The 21,673-nt window shown below is 69.1% G+C and carries 23 protein-coding genes and 2 pseudogenes; 10 read left to right on the forward strand and 15 right to left on the reverse strand.

The window, feature by feature from the left end:
* Positions 1-111: 111 nt before the first annotated feature.
* Complete coding sequence (locus tag ACFC8N_RS46070) at positions 112-240, reverse strand: hypothetical protein (RefSeq protein WP_376295650.1); 129 nt, start codon at positions 238-240, stop codon at positions 112-114.
* Positions 241-1,055: 815 nt separating this feature from the next.
* Here ACFC8N_RS46070 and ACFC8N_RS46075 point away from each other — a divergent pair.
* Together ACFC8N_RS46075 and ACFC8N_RS46080 are read left to right on the forward strand one after the other, a co-directional pair.
* Complete coding sequence (locus ACFC8N_RS46075; protein ID WP_362821856.1) at positions 1,056-1,217, forward strand: hypothetical protein; 162 nt, start codon at positions 1,056-1,058, stop codon at positions 1,215-1,217.
* Positions 1,218-1,554: 337 nt separating this feature from the next.
* Positions 1,555-2,166 (forward strand): DUF5317 family protein, encoded by a 612-nt coding sequence (locus tag ACFC8N_RS46080; RefSeq protein ID WP_376295651.1) that lies wholly within the window; start codon positions 1,555-1,557, stop codon positions 2,164-2,166.
* 825 nt (positions 2,167-2,991) lie between these two features.
* On the opposite strand, the gene ACFC8N_RS46085 is transcribed toward ACFC8N_RS46080, so the two are convergent.
* A complete protein-coding gene (locus tag ACFC8N_RS46085) occupies positions 2,992-3,417 on the reverse strand; it encodes a nuclear transport factor 2 family protein (protein WP_376295653.1) in 426 nt (141 codons plus the stop codon).
* 86 nt (positions 3,418-3,503) lie between these two features.
* On the opposite strand from ACFC8N_RS46085, the gene ACFC8N_RS46090 reads away from it, so the two are divergent.
* Positions 3,504-4,070, forward strand: a complete 567-nt coding sequence (locus ACFC8N_RS46090) for a TetR/AcrR family transcriptional regulator (protein ID WP_376295654.1) — start codon at positions 3,504-3,506, stop codon at positions 4,068-4,070.
* A gap of 362 nt (positions 4,071-4,432) precedes the next feature.
* Here ACFC8N_RS46090 and ACFC8N_RS46095 read toward each other — a convergent pair.
* From ACFC8N_RS46095 to ACFC8N_RS46125, 7 genes and pseudogenes are all read right to left on the reverse strand, one after another.
* A pseudogene (locus ACFC8N_RS46095) lies at positions 4,433-5,202 on the reverse strand (transposase).
* 12 nt (positions 5,203-5,214) lie between these two features.
* Positions 5,215-5,670: a hypothetical protein gene (locus ACFC8N_RS46100; RefSeq protein ID WP_376295655.1), complete on the reverse strand. Its 456-nt coding sequence runs from the start codon at positions 5,668-5,670 to the stop codon at positions 5,215-5,217.
* Positions 5,671-5,778: 108 nt separating this feature from the next.
* Positions 5,779-6,498 (reverse strand): DUF6082 family protein, encoded by a 720-nt coding sequence (locus ACFC8N_RS46105; protein WP_376295657.1) that lies wholly within the window; start codon positions 6,496-6,498, stop codon positions 5,779-5,781.
* A 906-nt stretch (positions 6,499-7,404) separates the two neighbouring features.
* Complete coding sequence (locus tag ACFC8N_RS46110) at positions 7,405-7,803, reverse strand: hypothetical protein (protein ID WP_356035748.1); 399 nt, start codon at positions 7,801-7,803, stop codon at positions 7,405-7,407.
* The gene (locus ACFC8N_RS46115; RefSeq protein ID WP_356035745.1) at positions 7,803-8,069 is read right to left on the reverse strand and encodes a hypothetical protein; all 267 of its coding nucleotides are present in this window, start codon (positions 8,067-8,069) and stop codon (positions 7,803-7,805) included. The genes ACFC8N_RS46110 and ACFC8N_RS46115 overlap by 1 nt, the downstream gene beginning before the upstream one ends.
* A 318-nt stretch (positions 8,070-8,387) precedes the next feature.
* On the reverse strand, positions 8,388-9,107 hold the full coding sequence (locus ACFC8N_RS46120) for a helix-turn-helix transcriptional regulator (protein ID WP_376295658.1): 720 nt from the start codon (positions 9,105-9,107) through the stop codon (positions 8,388-8,390).
* Positions 9,108-9,123: 16 nt separating this feature from the next.
* On the reverse strand, positions 9,124-10,056 hold the full coding sequence (locus ACFC8N_RS46125) for an alpha/beta hydrolase (RefSeq protein ID WP_376295660.1): 933 nt from the start codon (positions 10,054-10,056) through the stop codon (positions 9,124-9,126).
* A gap of 199 nt (positions 10,057-10,255) precedes the next feature.
* On the opposite strand from ACFC8N_RS46125, the pseudogene ACFC8N_RS46130 reads away from it, so the two are divergent.
* From ACFC8N_RS46130 to ACFC8N_RS46140, 3 genes and pseudogenes are all read left to right on the forward strand, one after another.
* Positions 10,256-11,148: pseudogene (locus tag ACFC8N_RS46130) on the forward strand (IS982 family transposase).
* A 730-nt stretch (positions 11,149-11,878) separates the two neighbouring features.
* Positions 11,879-14,332 carry an ATP/GTP-binding protein gene (locus ACFC8N_RS46135; RefSeq protein ID WP_376295662.1) on the forward strand — a complete coding sequence of 818 codons (2,454 nt, stop codon included), beginning with the start codon at positions 11,879-11,881 and terminating at the stop codon, positions 14,330-14,332.
* Positions 14,333-14,386: 54 nt separating this feature from the next.
* Entirely contained in the window at positions 14,387-14,632 is a 246-nt protein-coding gene (locus ACFC8N_RS46140) for a zinc-binding dehydrogenase (protein WP_376295663.1), read from the forward strand.
* 184 nt (positions 14,633-14,816) lie between these two features.
* Here the strand turns inward: ACFC8N_RS46140 and ACFC8N_RS46145 are convergent, their stop codons facing one another.
* From ACFC8N_RS46145 to ACFC8N_RS46155, 3 genes are all read right to left on the reverse strand, one after another.
* The gene (locus ACFC8N_RS46145; protein ID WP_071386727.1) at positions 14,817-15,263 is read right to left on the reverse strand and encodes a nuclear transport factor 2 family protein; all 447 of its coding nucleotides are present in this window, start codon (positions 15,261-15,263) and stop codon (positions 14,817-14,819) included.
* A 240-nt stretch (positions 15,264-15,503) separates the two neighbouring features.
* Positions 15,504-15,920 carry a nuclear transport factor 2 family protein gene (locus tag ACFC8N_RS46150; RefSeq protein WP_376295665.1) on the reverse strand — a complete coding sequence of 139 codons (417 nt, stop codon included), beginning with the start codon at positions 15,918-15,920 and terminating at the stop codon, positions 15,504-15,506.
* Between the two features lie 106 nt (positions 15,921-16,026).
* Positions 16,027-16,458: an Rrf2 family transcriptional regulator gene (locus ACFC8N_RS46155; protein WP_362821901.1), complete on the reverse strand. Its 432-nt coding sequence runs from the start codon at positions 16,456-16,458 to the stop codon at positions 16,027-16,029.
* 585 nt (positions 16,459-17,043) lie between these two features.
* Between ACFC8N_RS46155 and ACFC8N_RS46160 the strand changes: the two genes are divergently transcribed.
* Entirely contained in the window at positions 17,044-17,181 is a 138-nt protein-coding gene (locus ACFC8N_RS46160; RefSeq protein ID WP_376295667.1) for a hypothetical protein, read from the forward strand.
* Positions 17,182-17,897: 716 nt separating this feature from the next.
* On the opposite strand, the gene ACFC8N_RS46165 is transcribed toward ACFC8N_RS46160, so the two are convergent.
* From ACFC8N_RS46165 to ACFC8N_RS46175, 3 genes are all read right to left on the reverse strand, one after another.
* The gene (locus tag ACFC8N_RS46165) at positions 17,898-18,089 is read right to left on the reverse strand and encodes a hypothetical protein (protein ID WP_356035722.1); all 192 of its coding nucleotides are present in this window, start codon (positions 18,087-18,089) and stop codon (positions 17,898-17,900) included.
* 140 nt (positions 18,090-18,229) lie between these two features.
* Positions 18,230-18,442: a hypothetical protein gene (locus tag ACFC8N_RS46170; protein WP_356035719.1), complete on the reverse strand. Its 213-nt coding sequence runs from the start codon at positions 18,440-18,442 to the stop codon at positions 18,230-18,232.
* Positions 18,424-18,771, reverse strand: coding sequence for an antitoxin (locus ACFC8N_RS46175; protein ID WP_376295669.1), 348 nt, complete (start codon positions 18,769-18,771; stop codon positions 18,424-18,426). Before ACFC8N_RS46175 ends, ACFC8N_RS46170 begins: the two co-directional genes overlap by 19 nt.
* Positions 18,772-19,054: 283 nt before the next feature.
* Between ACFC8N_RS46175 and ACFC8N_RS46180 the strand changes: the two genes are divergently transcribed.
* From ACFC8N_RS46180 to ACFC8N_RS46190, 3 genes are all read left to right on the forward strand, one after another.
* Entirely contained in the window at positions 19,055-19,258 is a 204-nt protein-coding gene (locus ACFC8N_RS46180) for a cold-shock protein (protein ID WP_376295671.1), read from the forward strand.
* A gap of 272 nt (positions 19,259-19,530) precedes the next feature.
* The gene (locus ACFC8N_RS46185; RefSeq protein ID WP_376295672.1) at positions 19,531-20,004 is read left to right on the forward strand and encodes a hypothetical protein; all 474 of its coding nucleotides are present in this window, start codon (positions 19,531-19,533) and stop codon (positions 20,002-20,004) included.
* 449 nt (positions 20,005-20,453) lie between these two features.
* A complete protein-coding gene (locus ACFC8N_RS46190; RefSeq protein WP_376295673.1) occupies positions 20,454-21,662 on the forward strand; it encodes a hypothetical protein in 1,209 nt (402 codons plus the stop codon).
* Positions 21,663-21,673 lie beyond the last annotated feature (11 nt).

The following is a 21,673-nucleotide window of genomic DNA, read 5'->3' on the forward strand; positions in this document are numbered from 1 at the left end:
TCGGCCAGTCTGACGCACATGACCACACGACCACACGGCGAAGGCCCGTGCGCCCCGCGATGGATTCACGGGGCGCACGGGCCTTTTTGCGTTCCGGCCCAGTTTGGAGACTCACACTGGTTGCTTCTCCTGCTCGGCCAGCTCCCGGAGCAGCACGCTGTACGCCTCCGGCTGCTTCTCACGCAGGATCGTCAGCCACACCCGCGCGCCCTGCACGAAGGCCGCCGGCTCCATCTTCAAGTGCAGGTGTGCGACGACAGAGAAGGCGTCGTCGTACGGCAGCCGACGGGGCTGCTCCGCCTGGCCCTGCTGGGAGCTCTCGGTGTCCTGAGCCAGTGGGGTATTAACGGCGTTAACCGTCGACGCGGACGCGGAGCCTGAAGCCGACGCATCATCGGCGGTATTAACACCGTTAACGGTGGAAGCCGCACCCCGCTCCTCACTCGCCAGCCTGCGCCGCTGCCGTGGGGCCGTGGCGGCTGCTATGGCCTTCTGCGCCTCGCCCGCCGTGGAGCGCAGCGGTCGGACAGCCCGCGTACATCACCACTGCGGTGGCCGACATCCTCGGGACGGCGCCGCGAACGTTTCGTCAGTGGGCCGCCGACCACGCCAACGCGTTCACGGAGGGTTCGTAACCTCGTCGGCAGCGACCTGCGCCCCCGGCCGCAGCCCTCAGGCCGCCGTCGCCCCGTCCCTCGCCCCCGGGATGCGCCGGGCGCTGGGCGCGTGAGGCTCAGACGGCCCGAGGCATCCGGCCCGGGGCATCGTGCGTATCGACAGGGCGCACAGCCTGCGGTCCAAGTGCGCGACTCCGAGTGGCGCCTGCTGACCCGACTGAACAGCGCAGGGTTGGAACACCGCCTCTTCACCAGTCGGCGCCGTCGGTGAGCCCCAGGGCCTGCGCGCTCTTGCCGAGTCCATCCAGATCACCCACCGCGACAACCACAAGTCCGCCCTGGCCCGTCCGGCCGCGTGACGGCCCGTTTCCGCCGCTGGGGCCACGCACCGGTCTCCTCCACCCCGGCCGCCAGAGGGCCGTCGCAGAGTTCACCGTGATGCTCACCGCCAGGAAGAAGCCGACCCCATGGACCGGTACGGGCGACGTCGCCGCCGAGCACGGGTTCATCGTCGCCTGGGGTCTGCGCGTCGTGGGGATCGAGGACCCCATCGAGGGCCACCTGTATGCGGTCGGCTTCGTCTTCCTCGGGGACCAGTGATGGGTCGGCGTCATGGAGGCCGCTGCTGCCAAGTACTGCCGAAGGCGTCTGTAACTGGACTTGCAGCATGGCCTGTTCATGCCGGGTCGCTGGTCTGGTTCGCTGTGCACGGCGGCACCGGAATCCTCTCCTCACTGTGCAGTTGGACACTTCCCACAGTGTGTTGCCGACCCTAGTTTCGTGATGGGACGCACGGGTGCGTGCGTGCAGCGAAGGGATCAGTCATGCCCGGTCGGGCTGGGGGAGTCGCGCCCAGGAACGCTCGGGTTCGGCGGCGCCAGAGTGCAGTGAGGTGGGGCATGAGCGTGGAGGGGCGTGTCGCCTGCTGGGTGAGGCCATGGGCGCGACCGCGCTGATCCTGTTCGGGGGACCGGTTGCCGTCGGAGCGGTTGCGGGGTATCTCAGCGGTGGCCGGCTGAGCAGGCTGCCGGGCGTGCGGCTGCGACGGCTGTGGCTGCTGTGGCTCGCGGCCGCCGTGCAGGTCGCGCAACTGGCCACCACCAGCCTTCCCGGCGCTTCCGGGCGCCATCTCAGGGCACCGCTGCTCGCGTTGGCCTTCGCCCTTGCGCTCCTCTGGCTGGGCGTCAACGCACGAGGCAGGAACCGGCCGTTGAAAGCGGGGGTGGGACTGGCGCTCACGGGTGCCGTTCTCAATGCTGTGCCGATCGCCGTCAACGGCCGGATGCCCTACAGCCCCTCCGCCGCGGCCGTCGCCGGGCTGCGCGCCGGATCCCAGACTGCCAAGAACGTGCCGGCCGGTCACGGCACCCGTCTGCTCGCCCTGGGCGACACCATCCCCGTTCCGCCTCTGCACGCCGTCATCAGCATCGGCGACGTGCTCCTGGCGATCGCCGCGGCTCTGCTCGTCGCAACCGCCATGCACCACCCGGCCCACACCGCTCAAGAAAGGACCCAGCCATGTCCCACGCCCTTCCCTGGCAGCGCCTGACGCTGATCGCGTTCACCCTGGCCTCGGTCGCCGTCCTCCTCTACACCCTCGGCGCCCCCGATATGACCGGCGGCTGACGGATCCGCCGGCGGACACACTCCGCCCCACCGACCTCAAGGAGTCTTCAATGCTGCGGCTTATCCCTTGGCAGCGTGTGGCGCTGATCGCGTTCACCCTGGCCTCGGTCGCCGTCTTCCTCTACACCCTCGGCGCCCCCGACTGGTCCGGCGGCTGACCAGTCGGCTTGCTGCACGCCCAGGCCCGCCCTCAGCCGAACATCGTCCCCCGACGCTGCCGCCTTCGAGCGTGTCCAACCAGATCGAGCCCCACCCCGGCCGACGGCATTCCCAACGCCGACCAGGACCCGACATCCGCGACCTGGGCGGACTGACACACAACACCGCGCACGGCACATGGCCCGTTCGCCCCGCGGCCGGCACGGGGCGAACGGGCCATTCTGTGTTTCCGCAGACTATGGCGGCGAGTCGTACGCGCCAGCCTGACGAGCGAGGCTTTGCTGTTGAGTGCCCCTGGCGGCGGACGCGCGGTCAGGGGCACTCCATCCAATCTTCCGGTCGCGCTGGCGCCCCGGACGTTGTCCGCGGACAACAAACGCTCCCTGATGCAACCAGAGGACCCTGACGGCCGGGAGGCACATGTCCTGTCTCAACGAAGTCAGTCGTCCATCCTTGCGCTGACCTGCATGGACTGGATTGGGTGAGACGCAAGGACTTGATCCGTTGAGACAGTTCTCGAGAGTCGGGGCCGAACGGGCTGAGTGCCGTCCCGTCTCGGGTCAGGCTGCCGTTGTACTGCTCGGGGCCCTCACTTTCTCGCGCTGGAGACGCCGAAGCCGTCCATGTAGTCGCGGACTCGCGTGATCAGTCCGTTGCGGACGTGGACTATCAGGAGGCCGGGGACGGTGAACGTGGTGAGCCTGGTCGGCAGCGTTCCCAGCACGACATGCTCGGCGACGATCACTTCGGGATCGGTGGTCTCGTAGGCCGCGACCCTCCTGACCTCCTCCACCTGGATGGGGCTGGCACTCCAGGCTGCCCTGTAGCCGGCGCGCACGGCCTCCCGCCCTTCGAAGCTCGAGGGGAAGCCGGGTGAGGAGAACGGGAACTCGTGCACCGCGTCGATGGTGTAGAGATCGGCGAGATCGTCCGGGGACTTGTCGAGCATGGCCTGGTAGTAGCAGGTCAGCACCTCGTGAGGGGTGCGAGCAGCGGCTGTATCCAGATCCGACACGGAGGTGATTCCATTCGCTCAACACTTGTTGACCCACTCAACGTAGAGTCGGTCGGACGTTCGGTCAACGGCTGTAGAGTGAATCGGTGTCCACTTCTCGCCAGTCCCGCGCCGACCGACGGCGAGCAACCGAGGTGCGCATCCTCGACAGCGCCCGGGAGTTGTTCGCCGAGAAGGGATTCGAGCGCACCACCATTCGTGCCGTGGCGGCCGCGGCGAGCGTCGATCCGGCTCTGGTCATGCAGTACTTCGGCTCGAAGCGGGAGCTGTTCAGCCAAGCCGTGCGGGTGGTCCCCGCCGCGCTGACGGCCACCGATACCGACGCACTCGTCGATCAGTTGCTGGCCTCGCTCGGCCTCAAGCTCGGCGGTCTTCCCGAAGGCACGCTGGCGATGATGCGGTCCATGCTTACCGACCAGGCTGCAGCCGATCACGTCCGTGCCACTCTCGGCCGGCAGATCGACAGCGTCGGTGCCGCCCTGCCCGCTGCCGAGGATCCCGAACTGCGCGCCGCACTGGTTGTCACCGCCTTGCTGGGCGTGACCATCGGCCACCAGCTCCTCGGCCTGGCCGCGTTTCGTGAGGTTCCTGCGGATCACATCGCCGCGTTGCTCCGCCCCGCCATCAAGGCCCTCACAGGACCGCCGGGGTGAACCCGATGCCCCCGTCGCTCGGAGCGCGAGCAGACTGTATTCAGGCTCAGCAGCGGTAGTGAGGGTGGAGCGGGCTCCCGACCAGTACCACCCCGTGAAATGACGTTCACCGCGCGACCACCGGAACGTACGCACCGGATCAACATCCTCGAACCGGCTCGTCACCCAGTCCGCAGCGGACGTCGACGGCGCCCGTGTACCGCGTCGACGCACGACAACTCGACGCGCGGCCCTGTCTGATCCATCCCAGCCGGTACGGCCATCCAGCACCCCCAGCGCCCTCGGTCGCGCGCTAAGGGCTGTCCTGCAAACGATCTTCTACGGGTTGGGGGGCGCAGTGGGCCGACCGGTGGTATCTGCTGCTATCCCGTGAGGACGAGGTTGTGCAAGCGGGCGACGCCGCGCATGGCGTGGTGGACTCCGTCGCCTTTCAGGCGGCAGTCGCGGAGGATCTTCCAGCCCTTCATGCGGGCAAAGGCATGCTCGACCCGGGCGCGGACCTTGCGGTGGGAGGCGTTGTGTTCCTCTTTCCACGCCGGCAGTCCGGTCTGACCGCGCTCACGGCGATGTGGAATCACCAGTCCGGTGCCCCGATAGCCGCCGTCCGCGATCATCGTGGTCCTGCCGACGGCGTCCTTGGCTCCGGACAGTTGCCACGCCTTGCAGTCGTTGCGGTTGCCGGGCAGCGGTCGACCGACCACGACGACGAGTCGGCTGTCGGCGTCGATCACGACTTGGTGGTTGGTGGAGTACCGATAGTTCTTGGACTGCTCGGCTACCTCGTGGTCGCGGGTGGGCACGAGGGTGCCGTCCACTATCAGCACGGCGTCCTTGAAGAACCGGCGCCGCGGCTGCAGGGACATCAGCGGGCCGAGGTGGTCGATGATCCGGTCTGCCGCCGACTTCGAGATGCCGAACAGCGGGGCGAGCTGGCGGAGAGTCAGGTTCGTCCGCCAGTAGGCGGCGACCAGCAGCACCCGATCCTCCAACGGCAGACTCCACGGTCGGCCTCTACGCACCGGGTCCGCGCCCTCGCGCCGCAGCGCCGTGATCAGCTTGCTGAACTGACGCGAGCTCAGCCCGGTGAACGGGGCTGTCCAGACGGCTCTGACGCCGTGATCACACCAGCCACAGCAAGATCGTCTCACTGCGATGTCGCGGGATCTCCGGCTGCCCGTCGCTGGCCAGGCCACATATCCTCATACGCGGCGTCCATGAACTGCACCTGTGTCCCGCGAAGTGCGGACGCGTCGGCTATCTCACCCCGGGCCCTCTCAGCAAGGCGGAAGGCATAACGGTAGGTAGCGCCCCGCAGGGGTTCACTTCTGGCGGCCAGGTCGATTTCCGCCTGCGCGAGCCAAAGGTCATCAACGAGCTGGCCAAGCTCAGCATCGCCCGGAGCGCCGCCGCCATCCGAGCGCGCGAGCGCCGTCTTCTCCACCTGTGAGGCAATGCTCAGGAACTTCAGCACCACGTCCTTGAGCTCCGCGCGGTGCGCGGCTGACAGCTGTACCTCGAGCTGCCGGGTGCTGGCTCGCGACACGAGATACTGGCCCAACAGCGACCCGCCCGCGCCGAGGGCGACGCCCGCGAGAGACATCAACGCTGGCCCCAGCGTTCCCCAAGATCCCATAGCTGGAGTCTCTCAACACTCGTTCGCGCCTGTGCGAACCTACACCGTGATCATCCAACCCGTAGCCGACAACCTTTAGCGTCGGCTGCGCAGGAGCGATCCGAGCGCCAAGCCGGCGCCCAGGCCGATCAGGGCGCCGACTGACGTCCGCCATGCGGGCGCTGCTCCGGCGACGGGCACGTCAGGTGGACGAGGTGCGACGGCCGACGGCGTTGGTGGTCCAGCAGCGATAGCGCGAGCGTGCTCCTCCTCCACGATGGCCAGGAACCGACGACCGATACGGCTTCCGGACGAGCTGGCGGTCCATGAGATCTTGGCCCTGCTCCAGTAGTGCCGCCCAGCGTCTCCGGTGAACATCCCGGCCAGCATGTCCCGCAGGAGAGGCTCGCGAATGGTCCCGATTTCGAAGCCCATCCACGCATAGTTCATCATCAGATCGGCATAGACGTGCCGCTTGCGCTCATAGGGATCGGCAATGTCCGTGGCGCCCCAAACAGGCTGGTAGAGCGCCATGTCATCAAGTTCCAGGCGGACCAGCTCAAGGTAGTAGCTGCGGATCCCCTGGACCTGCTCCGCCCTGGCCTGGCGGTTCTGAACAACCAGCGAAGCAGCGACGCCGGCCAACGCGAGCGCCGAGACGATCGCCGACGTGAAGCCGTACGCCGCGCCGACCTGACTCAACCTGTTCCAGTCCACCCCCTTGGAGCCGGAGATGTCCTCTAGCACGAAAGGCGACAACAGCAGCGCCGCCAGCACGGCCGCCGCAGCGGCGACCAGCCCCAGAGCTCTGCCCACCCGGCGAGCCACTGATACTGCAGCTACAGACCGATGACGAGCTATCAGGTAAATCACCCCCAGGCGAGCCTGCCCCAGTGACTAGGCCGAGCCAGGGGGCAGCCTACGTGCAGCCGTCATGCTCGGCATCGCCCGCAAGCTCAAGATCACCGTCGCCCGCCGGAGGGCCGCCGCCACGCAGACTGAAGATCGATTACGGGACATTGCTTAGGTTCGCTGAGACAGAAGCCCAAACGACTCGGTTCGCTGAGAAAGCGGCTCGATTGAATGAGACAGGACATCGGTCTGGCCCTGCTGGGAGCTCTCGGTGTCCTGAGCCAGTGGGGTATTAACGGCGTTAACGGTCGAGGGCCCGGCGGGGCCTGGCACCGACGCTCCGCCAGAGGTATTAACGGCGGGCGCGCTGAGGTAGTTGTGTATGAGTTCCCGCAGGCGGTGCCCGTCAAAGCTGCGGCCGTGGCCCGGGTGGGCGATGGATATGTCCAGGTCGGCCAGGAGTCCCGGGCTGCGCCGGTAGGCCTGCGGGTCGGATTCGGGGAGGTCGTCGATGAGGTGGCCGTTGCAGATGACGTCGCCGGTGAACAGTGCTCCCGTGTGTTCTTCGAGGAGGGCGATACAGCCGGGGGTGTCCGGGAAGGTGCAGGACGGTCAGTGAGCGCCCGCCCAGGTCGATCACGTCCCCGTCTCTGGAGGGGGCGGTGCACCCTGGCGCGAGAGTCCATGGAGATCGTCTCGCCTCGAAGGCGGCTGAGCAGGACGGCCAGGGCAGATGCGCCTGGACGCGGGCGACCACGCGCGGGTCGCGGGTGCGCTTGAAGTACCGGTAGCGCAGTTCCGGCGGTGCCGCGTCGCGGCCGTAACTGCTCTGCGATCACGGCCGTCATGCTCAGTATTACGGTGGTCGTGCTACTGGTCGGGGTGGACGGCCTGGACGCCGGTCCCGTCGTACAGCTCCGGCGTGAGGGTGAGCAGGAAGCGGCCCGCGGGGAAGTCCGCGGAGGGGCGTGCGGCGTGGATGGCGTGGACGGCCGCCCAGGAGTGTCCGGCGCGCAGCAGCTCGGTGGATGTGAGCGCGGCCTCCGTGTCGTAGGCCTCGATCGTGATGAACCGCAGCCCGTTGATGTAGGCGAGGAGACCGGGCCGTTCGGTGTCGCCGGCGGTGAGGGAGAGCACGGGGGCGTGCAGGGTGCCGAGCCCGCCGGAGGCCTGGACGTAGAACGCGGCCACGGCCTCGTTGTACGGGTCCTTGGGGTCGTGCAGGGCGGTGGCGGTGGTGTGGTCCAGGACGACCGCGATCTGCCCCACTACGCGGCCGCCGGGTCCTGGCCGGCGCCGAGACGCTGAAGGAGGCCGCGGGCCTTGGCCTCGGCCTGCTCGCTGGGCACGGTGCCCAGGACGGAGGCGAGCTCGGCGCGGGCCTGCTCGGCGCGCTCGGCGTACTCGGCCTGGGTCGGCCGGCCCTCGGCGAGTTCCTCGACGAGCTGCCGGATCGTGGTGCCCTCCTCGCTCGCCAGCGCGGCCAGCCGGTCGCGGGTGGCCGCGCTCACCTTGATGCTCGTTTCGTCTGCCATGCCACCACTCTACTGCGAGTAGAGGCGTGGCGCCGAGGGGTCGTGCCGCGGCTGCGGCCACGGGGTCGCAAGGGCCGCGGACCGGCACGTCCCGCCCGCCCGCCCGCCCGAGACTGTCGAGGATCTTGTCCCGGAGCCGGACCTGCTGCTGCGTGGTGCGCTGATCATCCATACCGAGCAGGGTCGACCGGGTCCCCTGTGGACACAGGACTCCTGGCAACGAGGATCATGGGGCACCGATCACAGGAGGAGCGCGGGTGCGGCTGACCATCGACACCGAGACGGGCACCTGACGAGCAGGCCATAGCCGCCGTCTTGTCACGGCGGGGGTATGAGTGAAGCCAGCGCGGTGGGCTGCCCCGCGCTGGCGGCGGCCGAGCCGAGCAGTAGGTCGGCCAGGTCATGGGGTCGCGCCTGCTCACCGGTCGGAGCCGCCACGGTGATTCGGTCCAGTCGGAAGCCTCGACCGGCCTGCCGCGTGCGGCACCAGGCAATGAGGTACCACTTGCCATCGGCGGTGAGCAGTCCAGCCGGTTCAACGGCGCGGTCGCTCTTCTGCCCGGCCGCGTCGACGTAGGACAGCCGCAGCACCGTGCTGTCGGTGAGAGCCTGCTCCACCGCGGTCCGGACCGATTCCACGGTCCGCGTCGGCAGCGCGACGATCCGGGCGGCGAGGTGCTGGGCCGCCGTCGAGGCGGGGCCGGTCATCGAGGCCACAATCTTCTGGGACGCCGTACGGACCGCGCCGGCGAAGGGGGCGGCGGCGTCGGCGGCGGCGAGCGCGGCGACCAGCGCCGCGGCCTCTTCAGCGGTGAAGCGGATCGGCGGGAGGGTCATCGCCGGGTCGATCGACCAGCCGCCGCCCCGCCCGGTTGTGGTGCGCACCGGGACACCCGCCTCCATAAGTGCCTGGAGATCGCGCTGCACCGTGCGCGTGCTCACCTCGAACCGCGCGGCGAGCGCGGCGACCGTCAACGGTCGCGGCGCCGCCGCGCGCAACTCTTCCACCAGTGCGTAGAGCCGAGGAGTGCGGTTCATGGGGCCGACGCTACCGTCACGCGCCGGCCAGGAAGTCCCGCTCCCGTTGCTGTTCGCGTGCGGTGATGGTCAACGGGAACAGGGTGAAGCCGTGCATCGCGCCCGCGACGACGCCAAGTTGCACGGGCGTCCCGGCTGCCTGCCACCGCTGGGTCAGGAAGAGAGAGTCGTCCAGTAGCGGATCTTGAGCGCCGACGACGATCCGGGCGGACGGCAGGCCGGTCAGATCGGCGTACAGCGGCGAGACCTCCGGGGCGCGGCGCTCCTCCGGACCCATTCCGGGCGTGAAGAGCTCGTAACTTCCCCGCACCGAATCGGAGTTGCTCAGCAACCGCCGGGAGCCGAACAGCCGCTGGCTCGGTGTCATCGACAGGTCGTACGGTCCGAAGGCCAGGTTGGCCGCGCGGAACGTGCCGGTGATGCCGTGCCGGTCGCGAAGCCGCAGCAGGGTCAGGACGCTCAGGTGGGCACCGGCCGACTCGCCACCGATCAGCAGCCGCCGCGTCCCGAACTCGGACTCGGCGTGGTCCACCAGCCACCGGGCAGCCGCTTCGCAGTCGTCGGGTCCGGCGGGGAACGGGTGCTCCGGTGCCAGGCGGTAGTCCACGCTCATCACGGCCAGCCGGGCTTCCACGGCAAGCCGCCACAGCTTCTCGTCCTGCCCGTCCGCAGAGCCGAACGCCCAGCCGCCGCCGTGTATGTGCAGGTACACGCCGTCGACGAGATCCGGCACGAACGCCCGGACCTTCACCCCGCCCGCGACGACGCGGTCCTGGCCCTGCGGCAGTCGCACTGGTGGCGTGTCGCCACCGAGCCGGTTGCGCCGCAGAAGTGCCAGCACGTCTGCATTCGGCGCTTGCCCACGAGGTGGACGGCTCGCGGCAGTAGCCTCGAACTGGGCGTTGAATGCCAGGGTCTCGGCGAGGCAGTCCTCATCTGTGATCGTCATGCGTCGACAGTCGCAGCTGCCTGCGACAACACCCTGTCACCCTTCCCCCGTGAACTGCATCACATCCCTACTCCCCCTACCCGCCCGACGTCCTGACCGCCAAACGCCATGAGTGCGCCCGCCTCCGCAGCGAAAGATCTGCTGGCGCGGCCGACCACTCGCCGCTCGCTAACGCAACGAGGACGTCCAAGATCAGTTTGTGACGACCGACCTGAACACCCTCTTGACCGCGCTCTACGTGAAGATCGACGACGAGATCGGAGGAACCCGGGGCATTGGCCGACCGCCCCGGATCAGCAACTCCGAACTCGTCTGCCTGGCGGTGGCTCAGTCCATCCTGGGCTTCCGCTCCGAGGCCCGCTGGCTGAGGTTCGCTCACGCGCATCTCGGTTCGATGTTCCCCTACCTGCCTCAACGCCCAGGCTACAACAAGCGGTTACGGGCGGCTCTGCCGCTGGTCAAAGGGTGATACGGCTGCTGGCCTCGGACACGGCCTTCTGGTTCGACAACGTGTGGATCGCCGATTCCACCCCGGTGGAGTGCGGCCGGTCCAGACCGACGGCCAGACAGTCCAACCTGGCCGGCTGGGCCGGATACGGCTACTGCGCCTCCCACTCCCGGTTCTTCTGGGGCTTACGCCTGTACCTGGTCTGCACCCCGGCCGGGATGCCCGTCGCCTGGGCGCTGGCCACCCCGAAGATCGACGAACGCGAGGTGCTGGCGGCCATGTTCGACCGCGAACCCCACCTGCCCGCCGACCGCAGCGGCCTGTTGCTGATCTGCGACAAGGGCTTTGCCTCCAAGGAGTTCGAGGCCGATCTCGCCAGACAGGGCATCGAGCTGCTGCGTCCATCCTTCAAACGCGAGCGGCGGCGCCGGGGAGAGCCACAGCTCAAGGCCGTGCGACAGCTCATCGAATCGGTCAACGACACCCTCAAAGGCCAGCTCGACCTGGAGCAACACGGCGGCCGCACCTTCGAGGGCGTCGCGATCCGGGTCGCCCAGCGCATCCTGGCGATGGCCGCAGCGATCTGGCACAACCACAAGACCAGCGCACCGATCACACGCTCACTCATCGCTTTCGACCACTGATCACATCGGAACTACTCGTCTAGCGGCGCACTGCCGACTGCAGCACGATTCTCATGTACTCCACGTCAATGAACTCCGCGCCTAGGCCGTGCTCCGAGGACCTGCTCGGTATTCATGGAGGCCGCGAGCACGTCTCCACCGCATCCACAGTGCGCTCGTGCGGGGAGGGCCCGCCGCCTCGCCCGTCAGTGACGGGTCTCCCACCACAGGATGAGCAGGGGTCACAGCGCCGCTTCCGAGCTTGTACGCCGCGCCCTGCAGGAACTCGCCTGCGACGTCTCGTCCCTGTCGGCGGATCCATCTCCGCAGGTGGCGGGGGCGGTGCCTTCAGCGACCGGTTGCGTGGCCGCCCCGAGGCTCGCCGACCGGGCCCCAACGACGGCGTCGGCCACAGCTGCCTCCGGCCGGAAGCCGGCGCCCAGGGAGCCGCTGGTTGGGGCACGCTCCCCAACAGCATCCGGGCGGGCATAGGTTTGACTCCAGGCGATCTTCATTCGGGGGTGGGCGTGACCGGCGGCCGTGATCTGAGGGCCCTGTTCAGTACGAACGACCGCACGGTGAGCGCGGAAGAGGCGTTCACCAACCGGCAGGCGCAGTGGGACCTGGTGGCCGACGCGCTCGCCGAGCACCTGCGGCGGATCTCCTCCCCCGGCTTCGACGTCGAAGACCTCGCGGCGTCCCGGAACAACGTGATCGTCCTGCACGGCGTCTGCGGGATCACAAGACCACCTTGTCCCGCAAGCTTGAGGCGACTCTCGCCGACGCCGGGCAGCGCCCGGCCCAGTGGGGTGAGCCCGGCTGGCCGGACGGGCGGATCCTGCCCGTACGGATCGACCTCGCCCGCTCCGCCGGCACCGACTTCGAGCAGCTGGTGCTCACGATCCGGCTCGCCCTCGCCGCCCGGGTCGGGCGCCCGCTGCCCGCCTTCGACCTGGCCCTGCGCCGGCACTGGGAGGTAAACCATCCCGGCGAGCCGATCGAGGAGTACCTGCGCCGCGGCGGGCTGGCCGCCCGGTTCGGGCAGGCCCTGCCTGAACGGATGCAGTCCGCGCTCGGTGAGGCGGCCTCGATGCTCACGCTGCCCGGCATGGTCGGATCGGTCGTCGGCCAGGTCACCGGCGCGCTGGTGCGGGCCTTGCGCGAGCGCCGCCAGACGGTACGTGCGCTCGCCGGATGCGCGCGGCTGGCCGACCTGTTGGAGGCCGAGCCCGACCTCGACGCCCTCAGCTTCTATCCGCACCTGCTCGCGTGGGAGATCGCCCGCCTCCCCGAACGCAAACGCGTCACCCCCGTCATCCTGCTCGACACCTTCGAGGACGTCGGCGACCGGACCCGCCGCGACCTGGAGCGGCTGATCCAGCGCGTGGTGTGGCTGATGCCCACCGCCTTGTGGGTGATCACCGGGCGCGGCCGGCTCCAGTGGGCCGACGAAGGCCTCCAGGGCCAGCTCGACTTCACCGGCCCGGAGGCCTGGCCCGGCCTGGCCGGCGCCGACACCCCCTACACCCGCACCCCGCTGCCCACCACCAGCGGCGGCCGGCAGGTCCTGGTCGGCGACTTCGCCCCCGAGGACTGCGACGACTGCCTCGCCCGCCGGCTCTCCCGGAACGGGCAGCCTCTCATCACCGACGACCTGCGCGCCGTGATCACCGCCCGCAGCCACGGCCTGCCGCTCTACCTCGACCTCTCCGTGATGCGCCTCCTGGAGATCCGCCGCACCGGACGCACCCCCACGCCCGGCGACTTCGACCACGACTTCCCGGCCCTGATCTCCCGGACCCTGGCCGACCTGACCCCGGACGAGCGCCACGTCCTGCGCTCGGTCAGCCTCCTGGACGCCTTCGACCTTCCCCTGGCCACCCGGGCCGCAGGCCTCGCCCACGAGGCGCCGGCCATGCGGCTGATCGAGCGCCCCTTCGTCCGCGAGAACCCCTTCGGGCTCTGGCCGTACCACCTGCACCAACTGATCCGCTCCACCATCCAAGGCGCCGACGACCACACCGACGACCGCTGGAGCCCCGCAGACTGGCAGCGCGCCGCCGAACGCGCCTTCACCGCCCTCGGCCAGCAGTGGCACGCCGGATCCGACCACGACCGGCTCCTCCTGGTCGGCTGCCTGCGCCAAGCCCTGCGCCTGGCTCGCGACCACCGCCTGGACCTGGGCTGGCTCACCGACGCGGCCTGGGCCTACATCAGCGACTCCGTCTGGGAGCCGATCGCCCCGCCCGACACCGGCGACCGCCGGGACACGGCCGCAGATGCCCTGGTCGAACTCCTCAGCACCCTCACCCGCCGCCAGCACGAACACCGCGCCCGCACCGTCGACCGGCTGACCGCCGTACTCGACGCCCGTCTCCTGCCCGCCGAACTCGAAGAGATGGCCCTGTACTACCGGGCCAAGGCCTACCGCGACACTGGACACAGCCAGCAATCACGCCGCGGCTACCAGCAGGTCGCCGACGGCAACGGCCGTCTGGCCCCCGCCGCCCGGCGCGGCCTCGCCCAGGCCGCCCGGCTCGCCGGCGACTTCCCCACCGCACACGCCGCCGCCCAGACCCTCGGACGGGAAGGACGCCACCAGCGCGTCCTGGGCGACCTGTGGTGGCTACAAGGCGAACCGGAACGTGCGGCCACCGCCTACCTCGCCGGGCGGACCGAAGCCGAGCAGCACGGCGTCGCCGGGGAAGCCGCACACAACCAGGCCCTGCGCGCCCTCGCCGTCGCCTTCTACGACCCCCACCAGGCCGACGACGAAATCGACCTCGCCCACCAGCTCCTCGCCAACCTCGACCTGCGCGCCACCACGATCAACGCGGCCATCGCCGCCCTCATCCGCATCCGCGATGCCGGCAACCTCGCGCTCGACGACCGCATCCACACCCTGCGCACCGAGCTCGACAACGCCGGCCTCACCTCCATGACACCCACCCTCGAACTGGCCGCGGCGTTTCACCAGGCCGTCCTCGACGAGACCGACGCACACGCCGCCACCCTTACCCGGCTGCGCGAACAGACCCAGAACGGCGACTACGCCTACTACGTCGACATCGCCTCCTTCATGGCCGGCCTGCCCCTCCCCGCCGACCACACTGCGCCGCAGTGGCTGGATGGCGAACAGGCCACCCGTGACCGATGGCGCACGCTCGTCACCGCCCGCCTGCACCACCTCCACAACAATCAGTAGCGGCGGAGAGACACGGAAGCCGCGTCTCCCCGCCGTCTGACCTGCACACCCTTGGTGCGGGACGGCGGCCGGCTGTGCTCCCTGACCTCGGACGCGCCTGCGGAGGAACGAGGCATCACGAGTTGGGACCTCTACGTCGAGCCCAACGCCGCGCAGCTTGTCCAGCTGGCGGAGCGGGCCGCCGCGGGAACCTTGAAACTCGCACCGGAACTCCTGCCGCTGAGCGAGGGACCGGCCGCGTTCGCCCGGGTGGTCACCGGACGGGCCGGCGGAAAGAAGATCGTGCTCACCCCATCATGACCCGACCGGGCACCGCCCGATCCCGGCTGGAGGCCGAGCTCCAGGGCCCGTTGACCTGCGGAAAGAGGATGTGGCACAGGTACTTAAGTGGCCCGAGCGGGGGAATCTGGCTGGCCGCTGACGCGCGGGGGGGAGAGCGAAGCCCATCGGTCCCCTCGGTGCAGTCACGAACAGGTCGTGTCGGCTACATGCTGTCACGTACGGACTGACCCCAGGATGCTCCGTCTGTGTGGGTGCCTGCGAAGTCGGGGTCTTCGTAGATGTGGAGCCTCTTGATCTTTTCGCCCTGGAACTCGAACACGTTGCAGAAGAGTCCGAAGGATGAGGTTCCGTCGGGGAACTCCACACCGGATGTCGTCTCTCCCTTGACGGACCCTTCGACGACGACGTAGTCGCCGGACGTGAGGACGTTGAAGTGCGCGATGTCGTGCTCGATGTCAGCGATGCCCCGGGCGAAGCCTTGGGCAAAGGCCCCGATCTGCGCCAGGCCCTTGGCGGTTCCGAACTTCGGGAAGAACATCTGCGCGTCGTCCGCGAAGAGTTCGAGGAGTGCCGGATCGGCGGCATCGACCAGACGGAAGTACTGGATGGCTGTTGCTTCGCGCTGCGCGTGGAGGTCGTTTTCGTTCATTGTTCGTTCCGCTTTCCGTGTTGCCGATGCTCATGGTTTCCATGGAGCACCGTTTCGACCTGATTCGTTTGAGGAGTCGCGTCGGCCCGTCGAGGAGTGCGAGGCATGGCACCACCTGGTCTGACGACTGGGGACGCCTGTACGCGACCAGGGAGAGAGAACCGCCGACAGCTGCGGCCGTGTTTCGGCTGACCCTCTGCGCACATGCCCGGCTGCCCGGGGCCCCTGAGTGCCCTCCGCTCAGCCGGCGTTGAACGCCTCGGCGACGGTCAGCGTGTCCTCGTACAGGTGCAGGCGAGCGATCCGGCCGTCCTCGACCGCCAGGTGCATGGCGACCGGTGTGGTGAACTCCTTGCCGCTGGCCGCGGCGGTGTGTGTGAAGACCGCCAGCAGCACCACGTCACCACCGTCGACGATGAAGCGCTCCAGCACGACCTTGCTCTGGCCGGGCGCAAAGTGCGACCACATCGTGGTGAAGTACGGCGCGACCTCCTCCCGGCGGGTGCGGCGCCCGGTCCAGGGCAGCGCGGTGCTGTCGGGGACATACCAGTCGATCTCCTCGGAGAACAGTTCCTGGATGCCGTCGCGGTCCTGTCGGCCGAGGCGCTCCAGGAACGTCTCGGCCACGGTCCGCGAGGCCTGAGTGTCTGTTGTCATCGTCCTTGTCCTTGTCTTCTATCTCTTCATAGACGTAACTATTTTGGTTACATCGATGGGCGTGGAATGCGACTCCCCTCGGTCAGGGGAAGTCGACGGTCCGGGGTCAGGCGGCTTTCAAGATGTCCCGCAGTACGTCCTCCAGCGTGGTCTTGGCCAGCTCCCTGCACAGGGCGGCCTCCACGTCTTCGTACACGGCGGTCATTGCCGGCCCGATGCCGTGGCCCACGACGCACTCGGGGTCCGGTGTCGCGCGATGCAGGGCGAAGACCGGTCCCGGTTCGATCGCCTGATAGACGTCGAGCAGAGTGATCGCCGCCAGGTCCCGCGCGAGCATCCAGCCCGCCCCCGCGCCTCGCCGTGAATCGGCCAGGCCGGCCTTGCGCAGCTCGCCCAGCAGGCGGCGGATCACCACGGGGTTGGTGTTGACGCTCGTCGCGATCTGCTCGGAGGTGGCGACCTCGTGACCGCGACGCTGATACAGCCCGATCCACGTCAGGGCATGCGCCGCAATGGTCAGCCTGCTGTTGGCACTCACCTCGGACTCGACCTCCCTCGACCCTTCGACCTCATCGTAACCATAGTTGTTACAACGGCATGCGGCAAGTCTCTGCAGGGCGGAGTCGAGAACGGGCGGCCCCGCGTACTGCGAGCCGGCCGGGAACGGGTCGCGCAACTGCGGGCGGTCGCTGTACAGGTCGCACAGCTCCACGACCCGTGCCGCCGGGCCGGGCGGATGGTCACCACCGCGGCGGCCGGCCCTGGCGCGACCCCCTTGGAGATCTCGTTGAGGGCGTGCAGGGCGCACGCGAGCGCGACAGCGGCGGCTGGGTCGCCTGCCTGCGAGGTGTCGACGTTGTCGGTGCTGGTCCAACGGCCGTACTGCTCAGCGGGCACAACAGGGTCCTTGGGCGAAGTGTCTCTCCGGCCGAGAGCCCGATGACAACCGCCAGGGGAATACCGCGGCTTCCGAATAACGGCGCTTCGCCAGTGCCTCTACCCGGGCGACGACCCCTCGGTACTCATCCCCCGCATCCCCCGCGCCGTCCTCGCGCACGGCGCCTTCTTACGGCACCCGCGCCCGGATCACCCCTGCGGATGCTAGTGGGACGGCACCTGGCGCATGGCTTGGGCACCACGCGGCGAGCCCGGCGCCATCCCGATCACCGCCATGGGGCACCCGGCCGCCCCGGTGACCGCCGTCGGCATCCCCAACCCTGACGAAGGTGCGCCCGCGACCTGTGCCCTGACACACCTGTAGTTGGGTCGTCGTCTGTGGCGCACGCCGCCGCGCCGACGGGCGACGTGCTTCTTCTAGTAGAAGAGCGCCGACCGGCAGAAGGCCGAGCTCCAGGGTGGCGGTTGCGCCGAGGTGGAGATAGGGGAGACGAAGCCCGGCGTACTTCCCGAACCGCGGGGCTGACACAGCAGCGGCCGCCTCGACGGGGGATGCGAGACGGCCGCTGGAGCCAGTGTGGCACAGAGGCCTCGACTACGGCGTAGGCCGCCGGCCTCCTCGATCAGAGCCAAGGGGGCCGCGACCCCGGTCGGTTCGGCGCCGAGTTTCGACAGCACCGGGCCGGCTGGGGGCGCCCCCTTGGCCAAGAACTCGGCGACAGTGAGAGCCCACAGCCAGGCAGGGGCGCCGCACTGGGCTACATGTGGACCTGCCACCACCGGTCTGCCTCAGCGCGAGCCACTTCGGCGTCGTACTGGCCGGCGTCAAAGTGGAACTCCGGCAAACCGCAGCAACCGTCGGTGCACTCCGGTTCCCCCAGTTCCAGACGGCGCGCCTCGCTGGTCGCCCGCAGGAGGCTGGGCCGGCCAGCAGGCAGCACGTCTGCCGCGAACGGCCCACGGCCGTCCTCGCAGACCGCCCCTTCGATCACGTCCGGCCGATCTCTGTGATCCAGAAACCCGCCCAGGCACCACCCGTTCACCTTCGGGGTGGTGCCTGCCGCATGCTGTTTTCCGGGCTCAGGCCTTGTTGACCATGGCTGCTTTTCCGGGTCCTTCGACCCGGAACGAGACCGTGTCCCCCTGATGGATCTCGTCGGGGTCGATCATGAGGTCGTCTACCGTGAAGTACAGCACGGGACCACCTCGGTCGTTCTTGATGCTTCCCTCGCCCGGTTCCGCGTCCCACTCATGGATCTTTCCTTGGTCCATGGCTGTGTCTCCTTGGCTTGATGGGGGGGGCGAGCTCCGGTCACATGCCGGGCCCGCTCCCAGCGAACGCGAACCCGGGTGCGACGGCGACCGCTGCGCGCCGAACGGGCGACGGCGGCGACCAGCCTCCGGCGGGGCGTTCAGTGCTCCCATACCTCCGGGCCGCCGCCGCGCCACTCGATCAGCGGCGAGTTCACCAGGTCCACCACGTCCAACCCCTCCAGGCCTGCACGCTCAAGAAACACGCTCAGGTCGTGCAGGCTGTATGCGGTGCCCAGAGTCTCGCTGTCGACCTGGACACGACGTCCGCCACCCTCCCCGGGCGGGAACACGATCACTCGACGCTCAGCCATAACCACAGCCTCACCCGACGGCAGGTGAGCCGCACTCGGAAGACGGATGTCAGTGGCGGCCAGTCGCCCCACGGGTCACGTCGCGGAACAGCCGCATGGCGCTGAGTCCGGGCGAGATCGACAAGTTGTGGTGAGCGGGGCCGCCTACGGCTGGTCGTCCGGGGCTGCTGCCCGAGCCGCTCGTCGAGCTTCTGCTTCGCCGTGTCGACGTGGCTCTCGTACTTGCTGCCGGTCCGCTCGTCCAAGGCGTCGCCCGCTTTCTCGACGCCCTGCTGAGCCTGGTCCTCGTGGCCATGCAGCAGACTCTTGAGCTTGTCGAGCATGGACATGACCGTCCTCCTTGGGGATGCCTGGCAGCTCCAGGAACGCCGGACGGATCACACATTCCGAGCGCCGGCGACTCCCGGTCGGTGCCGGGCCGGTGTTTCTGTATCGCCGAGTGCTACCAGCCGGTGTAGCGTCGTAAGTAGCAGTCGTGGTTCCGAAGTCCCGTTCGCCCGTGATCGCAATCGCGGGCGTTTTTGCTGTTCAACGCCTCTCCGGACCAGGGCGATCACCTCCGGATCCCGCATGGCGCGGGACCCGATACAAGCCCCTCGAAGGAGACAGCACATGGCCAAGGGCACTGTGAAGTGGTTCAACGCGGAAAAGGGCTTCGGCTTCATCGAGCAGGAAGGCGGCGGCCCAGACGTCTTCGCCCACTACTCGAACATCGCCGCCCAGGGCTTCCGCGAGCTCCGGGAAGGCCAGCACGTCGAGTTCGACGTTACGCAGGGCCAGAAGGGCCCGCAGGCGGAGAACATCCGCCCCCTGTAACACCGCACACAAGGAAGCCCCAGCCGGTGGGCACATCCCGGCTGGGGCTCCTTCGTTCCCGCCCGCCATCTACCTGGTGCAACCTTCCACCTTCGTCCCGCGCAGCGTGCCCGGCCTCGGCGGCAGCCTGCTGCCCGACGGCCAGGGCGACCAGCAGGCGGTCTTCGTCAAGAACTGGGGGACGCAGAAGCAGCGCGCCCACGTTCTGCCGCTGAGCCCAGCAGGTCGACGACACCGCCTTCGCGACCTCCACCGAGGGCACCCTCTACGTGGTGGACAGCGCCAAGGGCGAGGCGTTCGTCTCCGCCAAGGGCGGTCTCGGCACCCTCAGCCTGAAGACCGGCACGGTCACCGCCTTCGGCAACGCCGTCTCCAGCCCGAAGGGCCGGCTCTTCGTCGCCGCCGACCGCGACGAGCGAAAGTGGACCGTCCCCCGCCCCGGAAACGCCAAGGGCCCCAGATCTCTGCGAGGCCCCTGGCCTGTGTGCACCCGGCAGGATGCGAACTTGCGACATCCGCTTCAGGAGTGGGATCGAATCCTTGCCGGGTGGTGCTCGACGATGCCGCAGGGTGTTGTTTCGCCTGATCAGGACCCTGCGGCGTCGTACCTCATCCCGCTCGTGACGCCCCGTGCCGCACCATCCGCTCACGCGTCGCGCACGCACGAAGCCGCGTCCTGGGAAGCCAAAAGCCAGATGGCGGCCAGGCCATGCAGGGCGCGGTGGCGAGCGGAGCGCCCAGGGTGAACTCGCCGACCGGCCCGCTCGACCGTACCTTCCGACTGCGGAGGCACGAGGCTGCTCCTCCTGTACGTGGGGGCACGCCAGGGCAGCCGACAGTACGCAGGCTCGCGGACCGGACTCGGAATGCCGACAGCGTGGGGGCGCCCTGGTCATCACCATTCGCGGGTGCCTTCACCCTGGAACACCCGGGGTCTCACTCGGTCGTGGATCGTGGCCGACATCCTATGAATCTGCTGGTCAGCGACGCGTAGGGCATCACGGTGAGGTAGTCGGGATGCTGTGCTTGGCACAGGTGCTGCAGGTGCCGGTCCAGTCGGCCGGCGCGGAGCGTCCGGCGGCTCAGGTCACAGCAAAGCCACACCAAACGATGGGAACCCGGCCGGTCGGGAGGAACGTCCTTCTCTTGGGAGCGATCCCCACACGAGCGATCAGCTGAGGGGGAGGTGGGGAACGTGTCGTTGCGAGGCACCTGGTATCGGTGGGCGCTCGGGCTGTGGGCGCTGGTGTGGCTACTCGTGTACATGCCGGGCGGCGGCTACTCGTGGCACTACTTCGCCCACGGCAGTGCGCTGCTGTTCGACGGTTCCGGCGCGAGCCCGGCGGGCGGCCTGCACCTCTACGCGAACTATCCGGGCCTCCAGATAGGTCCGGTCGCCTTCGTCGGCGCCCAGGTGCTGCGCTCGATCGGGTCGGACAACGGGATGGTGGCGGCCCAGTTCGCGATGACAGCCGCCGGCCTGCTGGTGCTGCACACCCTGGAGCGCTGCGCGGTGCTCACACGGCCGGACCTGCTGCGACGACCGACGGCCCTGCGGCGGACCGTGCTCCTGGGCGGGGGCGTGTTCCTCGTCGTGTGGGAGTCGCTGTCCGTGCACTACGGCCACCTCGACGACGTGCTGGCGCTGCTCTTCGCCGTGCTCGCGGTCCGGGCCCTGATCGCGGACAGCCCGGCGCTGGCGGGTCTCTGCCTGGGCCTGGCCGCCGACTCCAAGCCCTGGGCACTGGCCTTCCTGCCGCTGGTCCTGGCCGCGCCCCGGGTTCGGCGGCGCCACGTCGCCGTCTACACGGCAGCCACCGTCCTGCTCGCCTGGCTGCCCTTCGTGATCGCCGACCCGGGCACGCTCACCGCCGCGCAGTACACCATCGTCAACGAACCCTCCTCCGCCCTGCGCGCGCTCGGCGTCGCCACGGCCGGGACGCCCTCGTGGGACCGCATGGCGCAGCTCGGCCTGGGCTGCGGCCTGGGCGTGCTCGCGGTCGTGCGACGCCGCTGGCAGGCGGTGCTGCTGCTGGGGGTCGGCGCCCGGATCGTGCTGGACCCGGGCGTCTACGACTACTACACCGCCGGCCTGCTCCTCGGGGCTCTGTGCTGGGAGCTCCTGAGCCTGCAGCGCCCCGTCCCGGTGTGGTCTCTGGCCGCCTTCACGGGCCTGCATCTGGCGCCGGGTGTCATCGGCGACGCACCCGTGCTCGGGACCCTGCGGCTGTGGACCGTGGTACTGCTCACGGCCGGCGTCCTGCTCCTTCCGCAGCGCTGGTGCGCGGAGGGGGAACTGCCAGGGTCCGCTGCCGACGCGATCGCCGATCCGGCAATGGTCTCCGGTGACGTCCATCGGCTCCCGAAGCGGTTCGACATGGTGTCGGCCGAGCGTTCCGACTAGTGGGTCTTGCC

The organism is Streptomyces sp. NPDC055966, assembly GCF_042269865.1.
In the GTDB taxonomy this organism is placed as follows: Bacteria; Actinomycetota; Actinomycetes; order Streptomycetales; family Streptomycetaceae; genus Streptomyces.

Bases quoted from the DNA above. Each gene is read 5' to 3' on its own strand.
- ACFC8N_RS46180 (WP_376295671.1), top strand. From the start codon at position 19,055: ATGGCCAAGGGCACTGTGAAGTGGTTCAACGCGGAAAAGGGCTTCGGC.
- ACFC8N_RS46160 (WP_376295667.1), top strand. From the start codon at position 17,044: ATGGCTTGGGCACCACGCGGCGAGCCCGGCGCCATCCCGATCACCGCC.
- ACFC8N_RS46075 (WP_362821856.1), top strand. From the start codon at position 1,056: ATGCTCACCGCCAGGAAGAAGCCGACCCCATGGACCGGTACGGGCGAC.
- ACFC8N_RS46115 (WP_356035745.1), bottom strand. From the start codon at position 8,069: ATGGCAGACGAAACGAGCATCAAGGTGAGCGCGGCCACCCGCGACCGG.
- ACFC8N_RS46175 (WP_376295669.1), bottom strand. From the start codon at position 18,771: ATGTCCATGCTCGACAAGCTCAAGAGTCTGCTGCATGGCCACGAGGAC.
- ACFC8N_RS46165 (WP_356035722.1), bottom strand. From the start codon at position 18,089: ATGGACCAAGGAAAGATCCATGAGTGGGACGCGGAACCGGGCGAGGGA.
- ACFC8N_RS46100 (WP_376295655.1), bottom strand. From the start codon at position 5,670: ATGTCTCTCGCGGGCGTCGCCCTCGGCGCGGGCGGGTCGCTGTTGGGC.
- ACFC8N_RS46145 (WP_071386727.1), bottom strand. From the start codon at position 15,263: ATGAACGAAAACGACCTCCACGCGCAGCGCGAAGCAACAGCCATCCAG.
- ACFC8N_RS46170 (WP_356035719.1), bottom strand. From the start codon at position 18,442: ATGGCTGAGCGTCGAGTGATCGTGTTCCCGCCCGGGGAGGGTGGCGGA.
- ACFC8N_RS46080 (WP_376295651.1), top strand. From the start codon at position 1,555: ATGGGCGCGACCGCGCTGATCCTGTTCGGGGGACCGGTTGCCGTCGGA.
- ACFC8N_RS46150 (WP_376295665.1), bottom strand. From the start codon at position 15,920: ATGACAACAGACACTCAGGCCTCGCGGACCGTGGCCGAGACGTTCCTG.
- ACFC8N_RS46125 (WP_376295660.1), bottom strand. From the start codon at position 10,056: ATGACGATCACAGATGAGGACTGCCTCGCCGAGACCCTGGCATTCAAC.
- ACFC8N_RS46120 (WP_376295658.1), bottom strand. From the start codon at position 9,107: ATGAACCGCACTCCTCGGCTCTACGCACTGGTGGAAGAGTTGCGCGCG.